General features: G+C 62.7%; 12 protein-coding genes and 2 pseudogenes. 7 read left to right on the top strand and 7 right to left on the bottom strand.

Annotated elements, in window-relative coordinates:
• Positions 1-252: 252 nt before the first annotated feature.
• Positions 253-1,167, bottom strand: a complete 915-nt coding sequence (locus QCM77_RS09815; protein WP_279683159.1) for a LysR family transcriptional regulator — start codon at positions 1,165-1,167, stop codon at positions 253-255.
• An 89-nt stretch (positions 1,168-1,256) separates the two neighbouring features.
• Here QCM77_RS09815 and QCM77_RS09810 point away from each other — a divergent pair, with 89 nt between their 5' ends.
• Together QCM77_RS09810 and QCM77_RS09805 are read left to right on the top strand one after the other, a co-directional pair.
• Positions 1,257-2,180: a bile acid:sodium symporter family protein gene (locus QCM77_RS09810; RefSeq protein WP_279683157.1), complete on the top strand. Its 924-nt coding sequence runs from the start codon at positions 1,257-1,259 to the stop codon at positions 2,178-2,180.
• Positions 2,177-3,190, top strand: a complete 1,014-nt coding sequence (locus QCM77_RS09805) for a DUF2891 domain-containing protein (protein WP_279683155.1) — start codon at positions 2,177-2,179, stop codon at positions 3,188-3,190. The genes QCM77_RS09810 and QCM77_RS09805 overlap by 4 nt, the downstream gene beginning before the upstream one ends.
• Positions 3,191-3,209: 19 nt before the next feature.
• Here QCM77_RS09805 and QCM77_RS09800 read toward each other — a convergent pair whose 3' ends face one another.
• From QCM77_RS09800 to QCM77_RS09785, 4 genes and pseudogenes are all read right to left on the bottom strand, one after another.
• Entirely contained in the window at positions 3,210-4,916 is a 1,707-nt protein-coding gene (locus tag QCM77_RS09800; RefSeq protein WP_279683154.1) for a dipeptide ABC transporter ATP-binding protein, read from the bottom strand.
• Complete coding sequence (locus QCM77_RS09795; protein ID WP_462804308.1) at positions 4,895-5,707, bottom strand: ABC transporter permease; 813 nt, start codon at positions 5,705-5,707, stop codon at positions 4,895-4,897. Before QCM77_RS09795 ends, QCM77_RS09800 begins: the two co-directional genes overlap by 22 nt.
• 23 nt (positions 5,708-5,730) lie before the next feature.
• Positions 5,731-6,740, bottom strand: a pseudogene (locus tag QCM77_RS09790) (ABC transporter permease).
• 38 nt (positions 6,741-6,778) lie between these two features.
• Positions 6,779-8,370 (bottom strand): annotated as a pseudogene (locus QCM77_RS09785) (ABC transporter substrate-binding protein).
• Between the two features lie 465 nt (positions 8,371-8,835).
• Here QCM77_RS09785 and QCM77_RS09780 point away from each other — a divergent pair.
• Genes QCM77_RS09780 through QCM77_RS09760 form a run of 5 tightly spaced genes read left to right on the top strand, consistent with a single transcriptional unit; the run spans position 8,836 to position 13,385 of the window.
• Positions 8,836-9,765 (top strand): ABC transporter permease, encoded by a 930-nt coding sequence (locus tag QCM77_RS09780; RefSeq protein WP_279683150.1) that lies wholly within the window; start codon positions 8,836-8,838, stop codon positions 9,763-9,765.
• The gene (locus tag QCM77_RS09775; RefSeq protein WP_279683148.1) at positions 9,762-10,490 is read left to right on the top strand and encodes an ABC transporter ATP-binding protein; all 729 of its coding nucleotides are present in this window, start codon (positions 9,762-9,764) and stop codon (positions 10,488-10,490) included. Before QCM77_RS09780 ends, QCM77_RS09775 begins: the two co-directional genes overlap by 4 nt.
• A 20-nt stretch (positions 10,491-10,510) precedes the next feature.
• Positions 10,511-11,593 carry an ABC transporter substrate-binding protein gene (locus tag QCM77_RS09770; RefSeq protein ID WP_279683146.1) on the top strand — a complete coding sequence of 361 codons (1,083 nt, stop codon included), beginning with the start codon at positions 10,511-10,513 and terminating at the stop codon, positions 11,591-11,593.
• Between the two features lie 31 nt (positions 11,594-11,624).
• On the top strand, positions 11,625-12,050 hold the full coding sequence (locus QCM77_RS09765; protein WP_279683144.1) for an OsmC family protein: 426 nt from the start codon (positions 11,625-11,627) through the stop codon (positions 12,048-12,050).
• A 3-nt stretch (positions 12,051-12,053) separates the two neighbouring features.
• A complete protein-coding gene (locus QCM77_RS09760; RefSeq protein WP_279683142.1) occupies positions 12,054-13,385 on the top strand; it encodes an LLM class flavin-dependent oxidoreductase in 1,332 nt (443 codons plus the stop codon).
• A gap of 606 nt (positions 13,386-13,991) precedes the next feature.
• Here QCM77_RS09760 and QCM77_RS09755 read toward each other — a convergent pair.
• Positions 13,992-14,441, bottom strand: a complete 450-nt coding sequence (locus QCM77_RS09755; RefSeq protein ID WP_279683140.1) for a hypothetical protein — start codon at positions 14,439-14,441, stop codon at positions 13,992-13,994.
• Between the two features lie 4 nt (positions 14,442-14,445).
• Positions 14,446-15,519, bottom strand: coding sequence for an RNA-directed DNA polymerase (locus QCM77_RS09750; protein WP_279683138.1), 1,074 nt, complete (start codon positions 15,517-15,519; stop codon positions 14,446-14,448).
• Positions 15,520-15,534: the final 15 nt, after the last annotated feature.

Here is a 15,534-nt window from a genome sequence, read left to right as displayed (position 1 = left end):
CGATGTACGAAAACAGGCCGCCCTGGTCCTTAAACCTGCCGCGCATGATCGCCTCTGCCGATTCGAGATGGATAAAGTGAATCATCAAGCCCCCTCCGTGGCGAGGGGGTTCTTCAGCAGACTGCTAGGGCTCAATTGCGATGATAGTCGGACAGATTGCGAGATCGTTGTCGCAGCATCATGGAAGTGATTTTTCTCCTGTCGTAGCGGACGTTTGTGGAATGATTATATCGGCGTGGAGGCGTTTGCCAGTCAGAGCTCCTTGCAGACACGACTGACCAGCTCGATGAACCATCGCAGCGCCGGGTCGTTCGTGGCCCGACGCCTGTAGAGCAGGTCGATGGTGAAGGCCTCGACATAATAGGGAACCGGAACGACGGACACACCGGCGCTTGCGGCGAAGCGACGGGCGATACGCTCAGCCATCGTCGCCACGAGATCGGTGCCGGCGATCGCAAACGGAACCGCGACGACATGCGCGAGCGTGATGGCGGTCCGGCGCTTGCGGCCGTGCCGGGCCAACATCGTATCGATAGCGCCCGGAAGCCCGTCGCCGCCCGCCGATGAGAACAGCGCATGCGGGAGGCGGGTATAGTCGTCCTTGGACAGCCTGACTTTTCGCTTGGTCTGGCCGGCGTCGCGGATGCAGACGAAGTTCTCCTCGAACAGCATACAGCGCGTGATGCGAGTCGAGGCAGGGAGATGACCGCCGATCAAGGCGTCGATCTCGCCGTGTTCGAGGCTCGCTACGCTCCTGGCGGCGTCAATGATGGGGCGCACCACGAGATCGATGCCGGGCGCCTCCCGTCGCAGCGCCGCGACAAGCGGCGGTATGACGACAAGGTCGCCGTAATCGGTCACCGCAATGGAGAGGCGGCGGCGGGCGGTCGCGGGATCGAAGCTTGATCCGGGCTCCAGCACGGTCCTGATCTGCCCGAGTGCCTCGCTGATCGGCCGGGCCAGCGCCAGCGCCTTGGCCGTCGGCTGCATGCCCGAGGCAGATCGCACGAACAGATCGTCGCCGAAGAGGGCCCGAAGACGGGTCAAGACGCTGCTCATCGACGGCTGCGCCAGGCCGACGCGTTCGCCGGCGCGGGTGACGTTGCGTTCCTCCATCAGCGCCTCGAAGGCGACCAGGAGATTGAGATCGACGGAAGCTAAATTCATTTAAACAATGGTATGCATATCGAAAATCGATTTCAAGAATGTTTCTTGAGGTGGTTTATTGGCGCGGAAGACCTGATTGGACGAGGCGTATGCGATCCTCACTCCTGCGCCTCATCCCGCGCGGACCGACATTGCTGGCGCTCGGCGTCCTGCTCGGGCTTGCGTGCCCGGCCCTGGCGGACCTGGTCCGTCCGTTGATGCCGGTCACGATCTTCGTGATCGTGCTCGGAACGCTATTGCGCGTCGATGGTCAGGCCGTCGTCGCGACGCTGCGGCAGCCGTCGCTGTCCGTGCTCTTGCCGGCCGTTGTCATGTTCGCCTGTCCGTTGGCGATCGGGGCTGCAGGCCATGCACTCGGTCTTCCTCCGGAACTCGCGCTTGCGATCGTGCTCGCCGTGTCGGCGCCGCCGTCGAGCGGCACCGCCGCGGTAGCACGCATGCTCGGCCTCGACGGCGCGGTGCCGCTGGTGGTGACGGTGCTGTCCATGGTGCTGGCTCCGGTCACAGTCCCGCTGCTCGCCGGCTGGTTCGGAGGGCTCGAGATCAGCGCGCTTGAGCTCGCGCTGCGGCTGGCGTTGCTGATCGGCAGCGCCGAGGGCGTTGCCTTCCTGCTCCGCCGGCATGCCGCGCCGGTGCTGGCGGCCCAGGGCGGCGTGGTCGACGGGATCATCGTCGCGGCGCTTCTCGTCTTCGCGGTGGCGACCATGGCCGGCGTCCGTGAACAAATCGCGGCGGATGCGCAGACTGCAACGCTGTGCCTGGTGCTCGCCTTTGCCTGCAATATCGTCCTTCAGGGTGCGGGCGCGATGCTGTTGCCGGGAACTCTGCCCGAGCGGCTGACGGTCGGACTCATTCTCGGCAATCGTAATGTCGGGCTGGTCTGGTCCGCGCTCGGCGCTGCCGCCTCGCCGCGCATGGCTCTATACTTCGCCGCGACGCAATTCCCGATCTACATCCTGCCGCGTCTGATCGAGATTTTGATCAGCCGTGACAAACGAAAGGCCAGCGCATGACAACGTCCCGTCTCACCCGCGAGCATGCCTCCAATTTCGCCGGCATCGCGCTCGGCCATGTCGGGCGCGAATATCCCAACAATGTCGACCACGCCCTCGCTGAACCTGCGGATGCCCGCACGCCGAGCGAACTGCACCCGATCTTCTATGGCAGCTACGACTGGCACTCCTGCGTCCACGGCTACTGGATGCTGGCGCGGCTGCTGCGTCGCTTTCCGGATGTTGCAGCGGCGTCCGACATTCGCGCGCTGTTCGATGCGCAGTTCGTCCCTGAAAAGGTTGCTGTCGAGTGCGCCTACTTTGCCCGTCCGACCTCCCGCGGCTTCAAGCGGCCCTATGGCTGGGCCTGGCTGTTGAAGCTGGCGACCGAGCTGACACTGCAATCCGACGAGAGTTGGGGTCGTAATCTCGCGCCGTTAGCGGAAGTCATCGCCCAGCGCTTTCGCGACTTCCTGCCGCTGTCGCCTTATCCTGTGCGCGTCGGCACCCATTTCAACACCGCGTTCGGACTGCGGATGGCGGCCGACTACGCCGATATCAGCAAGGACGAGGGACTGGCGAAGCTACTGCTTCAGACTGGCCTGCGCTGGTATGGCGAGGATCGCGATTGCCCGGCCTGGGGAGAGCCCAGCGGCGACGATTTCCAATCCTCGGCCCTGATCGAGGCTGAGTGCATGCGGCGGTTGCTGCCATCAGACGCGTTCTTGCCGTGGTTCGACCGGTTTTTGCCGCGGTTGTCCGAGCGGCAGCCGACGACGCTGTTCCGGCCTGCGTCGGTCAGCGATCGCACCGACGGCAAGATCGCTCATCTCGACGGCCTCAATCTCAGCCGGGCCTGGTGCTGGCGCGCTCTCGGCGATGCGTTGCCGGTCGGCGACGAGCGGCGGGCCATTGCTCACGCCGCCGCGCAGGAGCATCTCGCCGCGGGCCTTCCCCATCTCGCCAGTCACTACATGGGAGAGCACTGGCTCGCGAGCTTCGCCGTTCTCGCGCTCGATGATGCGGAATGAGCGGTGCGGTCCGGGTCGATCATTCGGCAGCGACGATCAGCCGAGGCCGCGGCGCATGTGCGACGTCCGTGACACCTGACGGAATCGAGGCCAGCAGCGACTTTGTATAGAGCTGCTGGGGATTGTCGAAGATCTCGGTGACGGTCCCGTGTTCGACGATGCGTCCGCGGTGCATCACCGAGACGCTGTGGGCGAGCTGGCGCACCAGGGCGAGGTCGTGGGAGACGAACACATAGGTCAAGCCGAGGTCGGCCTGCAGCGACAGCAGCACCTCGACGATGTCGGCCTGGACGCTGACGTCGAGCGCGGAGGTGGGTTCGTCGAGCACGATCACATCGGGTTTGAGGACCAGCGCCCGGGCGATGGCCACGCGCTGACGCTGGCCGCCAGACAAGGCTCCCGGCTTGCGGGAGATCAGGTGCTCGCCGAGCCCGACGTCGGCCAGGGCCTGGCGCACGCGTTCGTCGCGCTCCCTGCCTGTGCCGATCTTGAACCGGTCGAGCGGTTCGCGGATCAGTTGCTCGACCTTCCAACTCGGGTCGAGCGACGTGAAGGGGTTTTGATAGATGAGCTGAAGGTGGCGCCATGCCGCGCGCAGTTCGGCCGGCGACCGACCGTTGAGCTGCTTGCCGGCGACCGAGATGGTCCCGGTGTCGGGCTGCTCCAGTCCAAGCAGTAGCCGTATCGTCGTTGTCTTGCCCGAGCCGGACTCGCCGACCAGCGCGTGCGTGGTGCCGGCGGGGACGCTGAACGAGACGTCATCGACGGCCGTCAGCGGCTTGCCGTCGACGGTGAAGGTCTTGGTGATCGCGCTGACCTCGATCTTCGGCTCGGTCGTGGCGCGACGGAAGCCCGGGTCGCGCAAGTCGGCGTAGCGGTCGGGGTTGAGGGCGGGGACGTCGGCGTGCAGCTTCCTCGCATAGGCCGACGCCGGCGAGGCGAAGACAGCGGTGGTCCTGCCGGTCTCCTGGACGATCCCGTCTTTGAGCACCACCAGCGTGTCAGCCCGCTCCGCGGCAATCGCCAGATCGTGGGTGATGAGCAGCAGGCTTATATTCAGCTCGTCTTGTAGACGCGAGAGCAGATCGAGGATCCGCTTCTGGATGGTGACGTCGAGCGCTGAGGTCGGCTCGTCCGCAACGAGCAGCGACGGACGCGGTAGGATCGCAAGGCCGATGAGCACGCGCTGGAGCATGCCGCCAGACAGCTGGTGCGGGTAGGAGTCGTAGACCCGCTGGGGATTGTCGAGCCCGACCTGCGCGAAGGTGTCCAGGATGAGGCGCTTGCGCACCGCTCTGTTGGGTTCGTCGAGGAGCGCGGCGGCCTCATTCGCCTGGGCACCAATCGTTCGCACCGGATTGAGCGAGTTGCCGGGATCTTGCGGAATGAACCCGATGGCCCGTCCGCGCAGCGGCCGGAAGCCGCGCTCGGGTATCCTCAGCACCTCCTGGCCGTCGAACGCGATGCGACCAGTGGCGTGACCGCCGCTGGGAAGCAGCCGCAGCACCGCGCGCGCGATCGTCGACTTGCCGGAGCCCGACTCCCCGATGAGGGCGAGGCTCTGGCCACGGCCCAGTTCGAATCCCACGTTGGTCACAACCTGATGTGGCCCATAGGCAACCGATAGGTCGTCCACCCGAAGTAGCGGTCTGGACCGCAGCGGCGGCCTTGGCTGGATGAGCTCCGGGCGGGCGAGAGTAGAGGTCAATCCGTCTTGCGGAGCCATCGGCTGATCCTGTTCACGGAGAGGACGGTCGCGATCGTCGCGAAAGCCGGCGCATAAACGAGCCACGGCCATTTGAGGTAGTCCTTGCCGATCGAGATCAGCAGGCCCCAGTCCGAGGCTGGCGGCGGGTCGCCGTAGCCGAGGAAGGCGAGGCTCGCGATCACCAGGATCGACAGGCCGAACTGCAGCACCGCGAGCGGCAACAGCGAGCGCGACGCGTTTGGCAGCACGTGCCGCAGCAGGATGTGCCGGCGCGAACCGTCGAGCAGGAACGAGGACTCGACGAATGTTGCTTGCCGGATCTTGATGACCTCCGAGCGCATCACCCGTGCGAACACGGCCACCGCCGAGACACCGGTCGCGATCGCGGCGTTGGTGGTGTCGAAGCCGATCGCGGTGACGACGATGACGGCCAGCAGGAAGTTCGGGATCGCCAGCAACACGTCGACCAGACGCGCGAACACGACGTCCACCCAGCCGCCGAAGAAACCCGCCAGTAGGCCGATCAGGCCGCCGGTGACGGCGGCGATCACGACCGCGATCAGAGCACTCGTCACCGAGGAGGCCGTGCCATAGACGACGCGGGTGTAGACGTCGCGGCCGAGGTGGTCGGTGCCGAACCAGTGGACGGTGCCGGGGGCAAGCAGCTTCTCAGCGGGGATGCCGTTGACCGGGCTCTGGCTCGTGAAGAGGCCGGGCGCGAGCGACCAGGCGATCACAAGCGCGATGATTGCGAATGAGAGCGCGACCGTCGGCGGGACCCGGAAGGATGTCAGCGGGCGGCTTGCCATGACGCGCACGTCGGAGACGAGGCTCATGATGTCACCGCCTGGGACGTCCCGGCCGAGCTGTCATCGGCTGTCGTTGGGCGGTGCTTGGGGCCGCCGATGAGTTTTACGCGCGGGTCGAGCAGGGGATAGACGAGGTCGGCGATCAGATTGACGAGCACGAACACGACTGCCGCAAGCGAAACGACCGCCTGCAGGACAGGCAGGTCCTGCGTGCTGACCGAACGCTGTACCAGGCTGCCGATGCCGGTGCGTCCGAACACCGTCTCGGTAATCAGCGAGCCGCCGAGCAGCTCGCCAATGGTGATCGCGATGATGGTGACGACCGGGAGCGACGACGGCTTGAGCAGGTGCTTCGCGAACAGCCAAAACTGCCCGAGGCCGCGGCCACGTGCGACCGCAGCGTAGTCCTGTCCGGATTCGTGATCGAGATTGGCGATCAGCACCTCGGCGATCTGTGCGGAGATCGGGATTCCGAGCGCGATCGCGGCGAAAAATGTCGCCCAGAAGCTGTTGGGTGCGATCACGCGGAAAAGTCCGAGCTGGAAGCCGAAGACGTGGATCAGCAAGAGGCCGATCACGAAATTCGGCACCGACAGGAATAATGATGGGAAACTACGCAGCAAGCCTTGCCCGAAGCGCTTGGGAAGAAACTGCGTGCCGTAGGCAATCGTCGCCGCCAGCAGCAGCGCGATGGCAAAAGCCGACGACGCCAGTACCAGCGTCGAGGGGAGAACCTCGGCGATCAGGGTTGTCACCGGCCTGCTGGACGCATCGATAGACCGAGATCGCCGGTCAGGAAGTGGGAGAGCGACGTCCAGAGCTGGACCGGGATCGGCTGGTCCAGTCCTTGGGCCGCGATGATCTGTCTGATCTCGTCCTCGGTGAAGCCGTTCTGGGGATCGCGCAGGACGGTGGTGATGGGGTCGCCCGGCAGGATGCTGACGACGACGAACGTGAAGACATAGACGAGCAGGATGACGACAAGGGCCTGGACGAGGCGCTTTGCGGCATAGCGCAGATAAGGATTGCTCATGCCGGCCGCCTCTTCACATCGTTCGGGTGCACGGCGCCTTACTCGCTGATCGTTGCCGTGTAATAGCTGGCATAGGCGACGCCGTTGTAGACTTCTCCCTTCAGCTTCGGCGACTGCACGTAGATGCGCTGCACGATCTGCGTGCGCGGGATGAAGTAGCCCTGCTCGAGGACGTAGGTCTGCAGTTGGTCGAGCAGCGGGTCGCGGATCTGGTTGGAGCTGGCGCTGGCAATCTTGTCACGCAGATCGTTGAGCTTCTTGTCGCTGTCGCCGAGGGCGAACCAATCCTCGCCGTTGTTGGCGTTGGTGAGGATGCTCGCCACCGTGCCCGCGTCGATGAAGCTGCGCGTCACCTCATAGGCCGGCACGGCCGGACCGCCGAACCTGACCTTCTCGCCGAACGTTACGACGTCGTAGGACCGGATCAGGACCTTCCAGCCGATCTTACCGAGCTGCTGGGCAATCAGCTCGTCGATGGCCTTCGCGGTGGCAAGATAGGGGTTGGAGTAGAGCGTCAGCGAGAGCAGCTTGCCCTCCTTGGTGCGAATCCCCTTGGAATCCTTGATCCAGCCTGCTTCGTCGAGAAGCTTCTCGGCCTTGCCGGGATTGTAGGCCAGGAGATCGCTGTGGTCGGTCGCGCCGGGCACGTTGCTCTGGATGAACGACGTCGCCAGCTTCCAGTCGGGTGTGTAGACGGTGTCGATGATCTCCTTCCGGTTGATGCCGGCCTGGAGTGCCTGGCGGACCTTCAAATCGTTGTAAGGCTCGAGCTTGGTGTTGATCGCGAGGCCGTTGACGAAGCCGAGATAGCGCGGTGTCGCGGTGATGAAGCCTGCTTCCTTGAGAGACTTCAGCTCCTGCGGCGAGGGGCTGTAGGCGACATCGGCCTGGCCGGACTGAACGGCGGCCACCCGCAGCGACGGTTCGGTCACGAGCTTGTAGGTGATGGAGTCGAGGAAGGCCGGACCAGTGTGGCCGACCGCAGCTGGACCCCAATTGTAGTCCTTGCGCTTGACCAGCTTGACGAAGTCGCCTTCCTTCCAGGAATCGACCACATACGGGCCGCTGCCGGATGTCTTGCTGAGATCGGCTTGCTGCGCGGCGGGCTGCGCGATGGTCTTCGGCGAGATCAGAATCGAGCCGTGGTAGCCCAGCGTCGGGATGAAGCCGAGCGTCGGTGCCTTGAACGCGACCTTCACCGTGGTCGCATCGATCGCCTCGGCGCGGTCGTAGGTCTTCGGGAACAGGCCGATGGGGTTGATGCCTTCGTTCTTGCGGCCAGCGTACCAGATGTCGAGATTGGCGACGACGGCCTCCGCATCGAGCGGGCTGCCGTCGGAGAAGGTCACGCCTTTCTTAAGGTGCAGGGTAAATTGCGTGGCATTGTCACTCTGCTCCCAGCTCTCGGCGATCCAGGGGCTGACCTTGCCGTCAGCATCGACATAAACGAGCTTGTCGGTGACGTGGCCCCAGATGTGGCCCTGGAAGCTGGAGATAGCGCTGTTGTTCGGGATCCAGGTGCTGCCGAGCGAGTCGATGAGGAAGGTGATGTTGCCGCCGTTCTGTCGTCCGTCGGCACTCTGAGCCGCGAAAGACCCGCCATGGCCGTCAAGGCTGCCGCGGCTACCATGGAGGTGGCGACCAGCAGCCGACGCCGGGACAGGGGAAACGGAGGAATGCGTACGGTCACGGGTAGCTCCTGATGATGGATGGCGTCGCTCGTGTCATGGCGTTCGTGGAGATGTTTCGGCATGACCGGCGTTTCCGCTTAGGAGAAGCGAAACGAACTGACCTGGCCATTCCAAATTTCGCTTGAGACGAGCAACAAATGCCTCGGCACTGAGGCAATCGGCGCGACAGCCATTTTGTCATCAGCGCAAGCGCACGCGATTCAGTTCAGCTTGGAGATGATTTTTTCAAGTTCGCCAGATCGCGTGGAGCGTCACTACGTTGAAAAGACATTCTTCAAAATCCTAACCCACGTAGAACGCCATTGGTGCCGACGCACGAAATATGAATTTTGCTACCATCGAATTGCACGCCGGAGTTTGCGAAGGTGGCGCCGTCTCAGGTGAGACGGAGCAAGTTCGATTTCATGACGGATGCGTCGCTACTTTCCGGGCCGGCCGATGCAATGGCGGCGCCGGCTGCCGGTCGCACGGAACCAATCCCCCGTGCCGTCGAACCTGTGGTGACGGTGGTAGCCGACGTTGCGCAGCCCTCGGAGACGTCGACATCGCGCGTGCGTGGCTTGAGATGGCGGTCATTTGTTCTACCGTGGATTCTGCCGCTTGGGCTGCTCCTCGTCTGGCAATTCCTCTCGGCGACGGGGATTGTGTCCACGGCGATTGTGCCGGCTCCATCCGACATTTGGGAAGCCGCACGGCAGCTTGCCGAGCGCGGCGAGTTGCAAAACGACATCCTTGTCAGCCTTCGTCGGGTTGCCATCGGCTTTTGGATCGGCGCTTTTGGTGGGCTGATCTTCGGCTTGGCTGTGGGACTTTTCGAGCCGCTGCATGATCTTTTCGACCGGTCGCTGCAGATGATCCGGACCATTCCGCACCTGGCGTTGGTGCCGTTGATGATCCTCTGGTTCGGCATCGGGGAGGAGCCGCGGCTCGTTCTCGTCGCGATGGGTTCGCTCTTCCCGGTCTACATCAATACGGTCGGAGGTATCCGCAATGTCGATCCCAAGCTGATCGAACTTGGAAAATCCTACGGCCTCGGCCGCGCCGGGCTGGTCTGGTCCATTATTCTGCCGGCGGCGCTGCAGCCCATCCTGGTTGGCATGCGCTATGCGCTCGGCGTGGCCTGGCTCACTCTCGTCGTCGGCGAAACGATCGCGTCGCGGGACGGAATTGGATACCTCGTGCAGAATGCCCGTGAGCTGCTACGCATCGACATCATCGTGCTGGCCATCATTCTTTACGCGATCGCTGGCTGGCTGTCGGATTTGATCACGCGTTTGATCGAACGGCGGCTCCTGCGTTGGCATCCGAGCTATGCCGATCGGGTGAAGGCATGAGCGGAGCCAGTGTCAGCCTGCGCTCGGTCGGCAAATCATTCGCCGGCCGCATGGTGCTGAATAGCGTCGATCTCGACATCGCCGCCGGCCAGTTCGTCTCGATCATCGGGCCAAGCGGAGCCGGCAAGTCGACGCTCTTGCGCCTAGTGGCAGGACTGGACGCACCCTCGCGCGGCCGTATCGAGCTCCGCGCGATCGGCCGCAAAGCGGACGTGCGCCTGATGTTCCAGGAGGATCGCCTGCTGCCGTGGCGGACCGTCCTCGGCAATGTGCTGCTGGGAATCAAGGGCAGGAAGCAGGACGCCGGACGCATCCTCGAGGCAGTCGGCTTGCTGGGGCGCGAAAGCGAGTTTCCGGTCGGGCTGTCCGGCGGCCAGCGCCAGCGTGTGGCGTTGGCGAGAGCTCTGATCCACGAGCCGGACCTGTTGCTGCTGGACGAGCCGTTCGGGGCGCTTGACGCCATCACCCGGGCCGCGATGCAGTTGCTGTTGGGGCAGTTGCTCATCGCGCGGCCGCGCACCGTCGTGCTGGTGACGCACGACGTCGAGGAAGCGTTGCTGCTCTCCGATCGCGTGCTCCTGGTCAAGGACGGTGGCATCGCGCGCGATCTGATTTTCGATCAGCCGCGTCCCCGGCATCGTGGTGATCCGGCGCTGGCGACTCTCAAAGAAGAGCTGCTCGACGGTTTGCTGACGGCCGAGCGCGACTTGGCTGCCGTTGCATAAAAAGACGAAAGGATGACGATATGACTTTTAGTGGCTCGAGGCGTAATGGTGCCGGCATCTCGCGGCGTACAGTGCTGTCGATTGGTGCGGGATTTGCCGCAGCCGCTACAGGTGCAGGCGGATCGCCGCACGCAAATGCCGCCGATGCGGTACCGTCGCAATTGACCGTCGCGGTCATCGGAGACGGCCGTACCGGGGTCTGGGCATCGCTGCGCGCCGGCGTGGGTGGACGCAACTTCGAGCAGGAACTCGGCACCAAGATCGTCTGGCAACCGGGGTTCACGGCCTCGCTGCCGGTGATGGAGGCGATCAAGGCCGGCTCCGTCGACTTCACATTTGCGACCGCAACCGCAGTCGTGAACGCCGTTCCGGCGCGTGTTCCGATCGTGCCGCTTGCGGCCTATCCGTTGCCGGTCGATGAGGTCGATTTCCTCGTGCAGGCCAATTCCTCGATCAAGACCGCGGCCGATCTGAAGGGCAAGAAGATTGCCCACCAGAACGGCACGACCGGGACCTACAGCCTGATCAAATATCTGGAGACCGCGGGCCTCAGATTGTCTGATGTCCAGGCCGTCAGCCTGAGCGGGGCAGATGCGTTCACGGCATTCGCGCAAGGCAGCATCGATGGCTGGATTCACTGGCAACCGGCTACGGCGCTCGCGTTGACAAAGCTCGGCGGCAAGGCGCGTCTGCTGCCCGACGTGAGGACCTACGACTACGCGTTCTACGTGGCGCGGAGTGAGGTCGCGGCGAAGTATCCGCAGCTCTTCGCCAAGTTCGTGAAGATCATCCGTGAGACCCAGGCCTACATCTTCGCGCATCCGGCCGAATCCGTTGCGTTATGGGCCACGCAGGGCGGTTTCCCGCCGAACGGGGTCGAGCAGGCCGTCTACGAAAAGCTCGTTCGCGATGCCAGGCTGTCCGAGTCGACCGCTGTCGCGCTCAAGCCGATCGATGAGGCGGCCGCGGCATCGACCCAGGACCTCGCCGACAATTTCCACGCGCTCGGTGTGCTCCCCAACAAGGTCGACGTCCGGTCATTCCTGCTTGGGACTCAGTTCGACGCCGCCAAGAAGGCCGTCGCGCTGGAACTCGGCGCCTAAGCGGCCGGTCCTATAACACGAGAGAAACATCATGAGCGTTCAAACCGGCGAGACGGTGTCGATTACCTCTGCCACGATCGGCCAGTTCGGCCGCTATTTGCTCAGCGCAAGGACGAACCATTTCGTCTCGGACCAGCGCGTCGCCGTCGGTGGTCCCGGCGAGGCGATCAACGCCGGCGAATTGCTGCTGTCGTCGCTCGGCAGCTGCTCGCTCGGGCTGATTCAGAAGACGGCGAAAGAGCAGGGGGTCGTGCTGCGCGAGGCGGGATCCGAAGTCTCGTTCCAGCGTCACGCGACCGATCCGACGCAATACGAATGGATTCGTATCGCGGTACGCCTCTCTGGCGTGACGGCGGGAGAGGCCGAGACGCTGGTCGCCGGCTTCACGGCCAACTGCCCGATCTACAACACGTTGAAGCGTGGCGGTCCCGTCGAGATCTCCTGGACCGTGAGCTGACTCATGCCAGACAAGAAACTACACCTTGCCGCCTTTGTCTCCGCAGGCCCAGTCTCCGGCAGCCACGCCGGATGGCGGCACCCCGAAGCAGACGGCGATTTACTGTCGGCCGCCTACTACCAGAATGTCGGCCGGCTGCTGGAGCAGGGACGTTTCGATCTTCTGTTCATTGCTGACATCCTCGCGATCCCGGATACGTTGGGCGGCAGCCTGGACAGCCAGCTTCGTTACGGCGCGCTCGGCGCGCTTCGGCTCGATCCGCTAGTGGTGCTCTCGATCATCGCGGGTGCGACCAAGCATCTCGGTCTCGGTGCGACCATTTCGACAACCTACGCCCAGCCTTATGTCCTAGCACGGGCGCTCGCGACCCTCGACCATCTCAGTGGTGGCCGCGCTTCCTGGAACATCGTCACCTCGTTCCAGGAGGCGGAGGCGCGCAATTTCGGCCTGACGGAGCAGCTCTCCCGCGAGGAGCGCTACGAGCGCGCCGACGAATTTCTCGAAGTCGTGACCAAGCTCTGGAGTTCGTGGGAGGACGGTGCGCTGGTCCGGGATCGCCAGGCGCCGCTGTTCGCCGACCCTGCGCGTGTGCACCGGATCAATCATTCCGGAAAATGGTTCAACGTGCAGGGCCCGCTCAATGTTAGCCGGCCACCGCAAGGACGGCCGGTCTTCATCCAGGCTGGCGCTTCCGATCGCGGCCGCGATTTCGCAGCCCGCTGGGCGGAGATCATCTTCGTGACGCCAGGCCTCATAGACGTCGCGGTCGAATTTCGGAACGACCTGCGCGCGCGTGCGATCCGTTTCGGCCGCGACCCCGATACGATCAAGGTGCTGCCCGGCATCGTCCCTGTTATTGGCGACACGGAGAAGCAGGCCAAGGCGCTGCACGACCAGCTCCACGAATTGTCGCATCCGGAGTCCGGTCTCTCGACATTATCCTATCACCTCGGCGTCGATCTCTCGCGTTTCCCGCAGGATCAGGTCCTGCCTGAGAATCTCGACGTGCCCGGTGTCGAGGGGCACTATCGCGAAGTCTCTGAACTCACGCGGCGCTCGGGCCTGAGCCTCGCCGAACTCGGACAGCGCTATGGCGCGGGGAGAACCACCAGCGGATTTGCCGGCACGCCCGGTACCGTGGCCGATCGCATGCAGGAGTGGTTCGAGGCCGGCGCCTGCGACGGCTTCATGTTGCAGGTCCCATATCTTCCAGGCGGTTTGGAGGAGTTGGTCCACCGGCTCGTGCCAGAGCTGCAACGTCGTGGCCTGTTCCGCACCGAGTACGACGGCTCGACTCTGCGCGATTCGCTGGGCTTGCCTCGCCCGCCGGGCTGACAGGCATCATATGTCTTAAAGGCCAAATGCAGCCGGTCCCTTGCCATGTGAGGGAGTTTCGCACTTCTTACTTGGGGCGGATCCTCAGCACGGGCTACCAACGTCTCAACCCTCCCGCGAAGGACCGGGCACTGCGGGATCAAGTGTAGCGAGGTCTGCCAGGCTGCTGTGCCGCGCATCTTGGACGTAGCATTGCGGGCCTCATTTAGTCCGAACGAGCAAGCCCTACAGTGTTCGCCATTTTGGTTCCGCTGGCGTCGACGGCATTCGGTGCCCCCGTCATCGTGTCCCTCGCGGTCTGATGCTGCGCCTCTGCGACGGCACCGCGCGCGGCGGGCATCTAATTAAAGGGTGACCAAGCCATCAAAGGAGAGGCGATCATCCATTCTAATTATTACATATGATTTCGCAGTTTTGTTCTGAATGGCGCGCCATCGTCAGGATCGTTTGTCAGAAGCTGCCCTTGCCGACAATTAGTGCGTCATTCTTCGTAAGCGACTAGGATGGTGCCACCCGCATCGATGCACGAGGACGCGGCGCACATAAGCGCCGCATTCAGCTTGCGCAAGTTGGGCAGGAATGAGGTCTTGCCGCGCACAGCTACTGCTACAGCAGTTCGGCGACCACCTCTCCGATCAACTTGTTTATTGGAGAAGCATTCTTGAAGTATTTTAAGCTGTAGTTTCTTGAGGCCTTTTTTTCTACGCGGGAGCCGCACGCGGAAGCCCAGGCCAACCAATCGGAAGAACCGTCCTTCAGATGAGTCTCGCGAAGCTCGGTGAGACCAAAGCGCTGGTCCGCTATCTCGAGAACCTTGGCCTTGGTGATCGGCGTTGCCCACGGATGAGTGTAGAGGGAATGAGCGATGTCGCTCGCCTGCTTAGTCTTCAATAGACTCTCTTCGAGGATTACGCCTAGCCAGAAGAGCTGGAATTCGGGAATTATCTTACTTTCCGCCACAAACTTGGCGATGATCGTGGAGAGTGAGTCCTTATCGCGGACGAACTTGGTGAACTGATAGATACTTTTTGCTAGGTGAGGAAAGTCGCGGAGCAAATCCTCAAATCTCGCAACGACATCCGCAGAGTGATTTCCCATCAGCGCGAGAACAAGCTCTGCATCTTCTTCCTCGCGCGAGCAGCTCTCGCAGGAGCTCCGTTTCTTTCTTGGTGAGATTTCTAAGCTCCTCATCGACGTTGCCTTCATCTTCGTCGTATCCGCGCCTCACTACCCTCCGCCGTTTTCTGAGAAGGCCTTTTTTTACTCCGTCCAAGGTGCGATCAATCTCGTCGTCTCCCTTCAAAAATAGTCGCGTCTTGGATGGATTGACTGACAGGCCCTTTGCGCTCAGCGCTTCTTGGACATGGTAAAAGTCACTGAGCAAGGTCTCCCTGTCGTTTGCAAAGAGTACAAAGTCATCCATAAAGCGAATTAGCACGTCAGATTGTAGCCGTCCCGACTGTTGCACAAACTCGAGAAACGCGTTGCCCATCATCTTCGCGGGGTAGAGGCCCTGTGGTAGGCAATCGATGCTTCGGCCCGAACTGATCTCCCTCAGAAAACTGCCTAACGCGCTGACATCTTCGGATGATGCACCGATCCGTTCGAACCAGTGGACGAGATCATGGTGATAGATTGAATTGAAGTATGACGCGACGTCGAACGAGATGCTGTGCGTATAGGTCTTCCTGTATTGGCTCGTTGCTCCCTTGAATGCCCGATAGGAGAGGGTGGCCTCGGTCGGTTCGCCCGCGTCAAAATTGTAGCCGAACGTCTCGCGCTGCTTGTTGGTTGGCCGACGGAAAAATCGACGATTGCGATACAAAAGGTCGTAGAGGAACATTTCGGCGACTGGATCGAGCTTGAAAGTACGCCGGAGGTGTCCGCCTTGCTTCATCGCAAACACGCGCTTTTGTGGCAGAAAGTGGTCTGAGTTTGATTTGGCGTACTCGACGAACTTCTCGAACGCGGCCTCGCCTAAGACCTTGTTGGTGCGCAACGGGAATAGCGTCTTGCCTAGATCGTTTAGAAAGAATGTCTTCCCGTTGAAGGACAGCTTTGGCGGTAGGGGGGGAGCAGAACGAACTGGGGGTAACTTAGGCTGGCCGGCGGGGGCCTTTGACGGCTTTTTCATAGCGGCGACTCAAAT

The sequence above is a fragment of the Bradyrhizobium nivariense genome, from assembly GCF_029846695.2.
GTDB lineage: Bacteria > Pseudomonadota > Alphaproteobacteria > Rhizobiales > Xanthobacteraceae > Bradyrhizobium.
The sequence above is the reverse complement of the archived record's forward strand: the minus strand, read 5'-3'. Positions and strand labels throughout refer to the sequence as shown.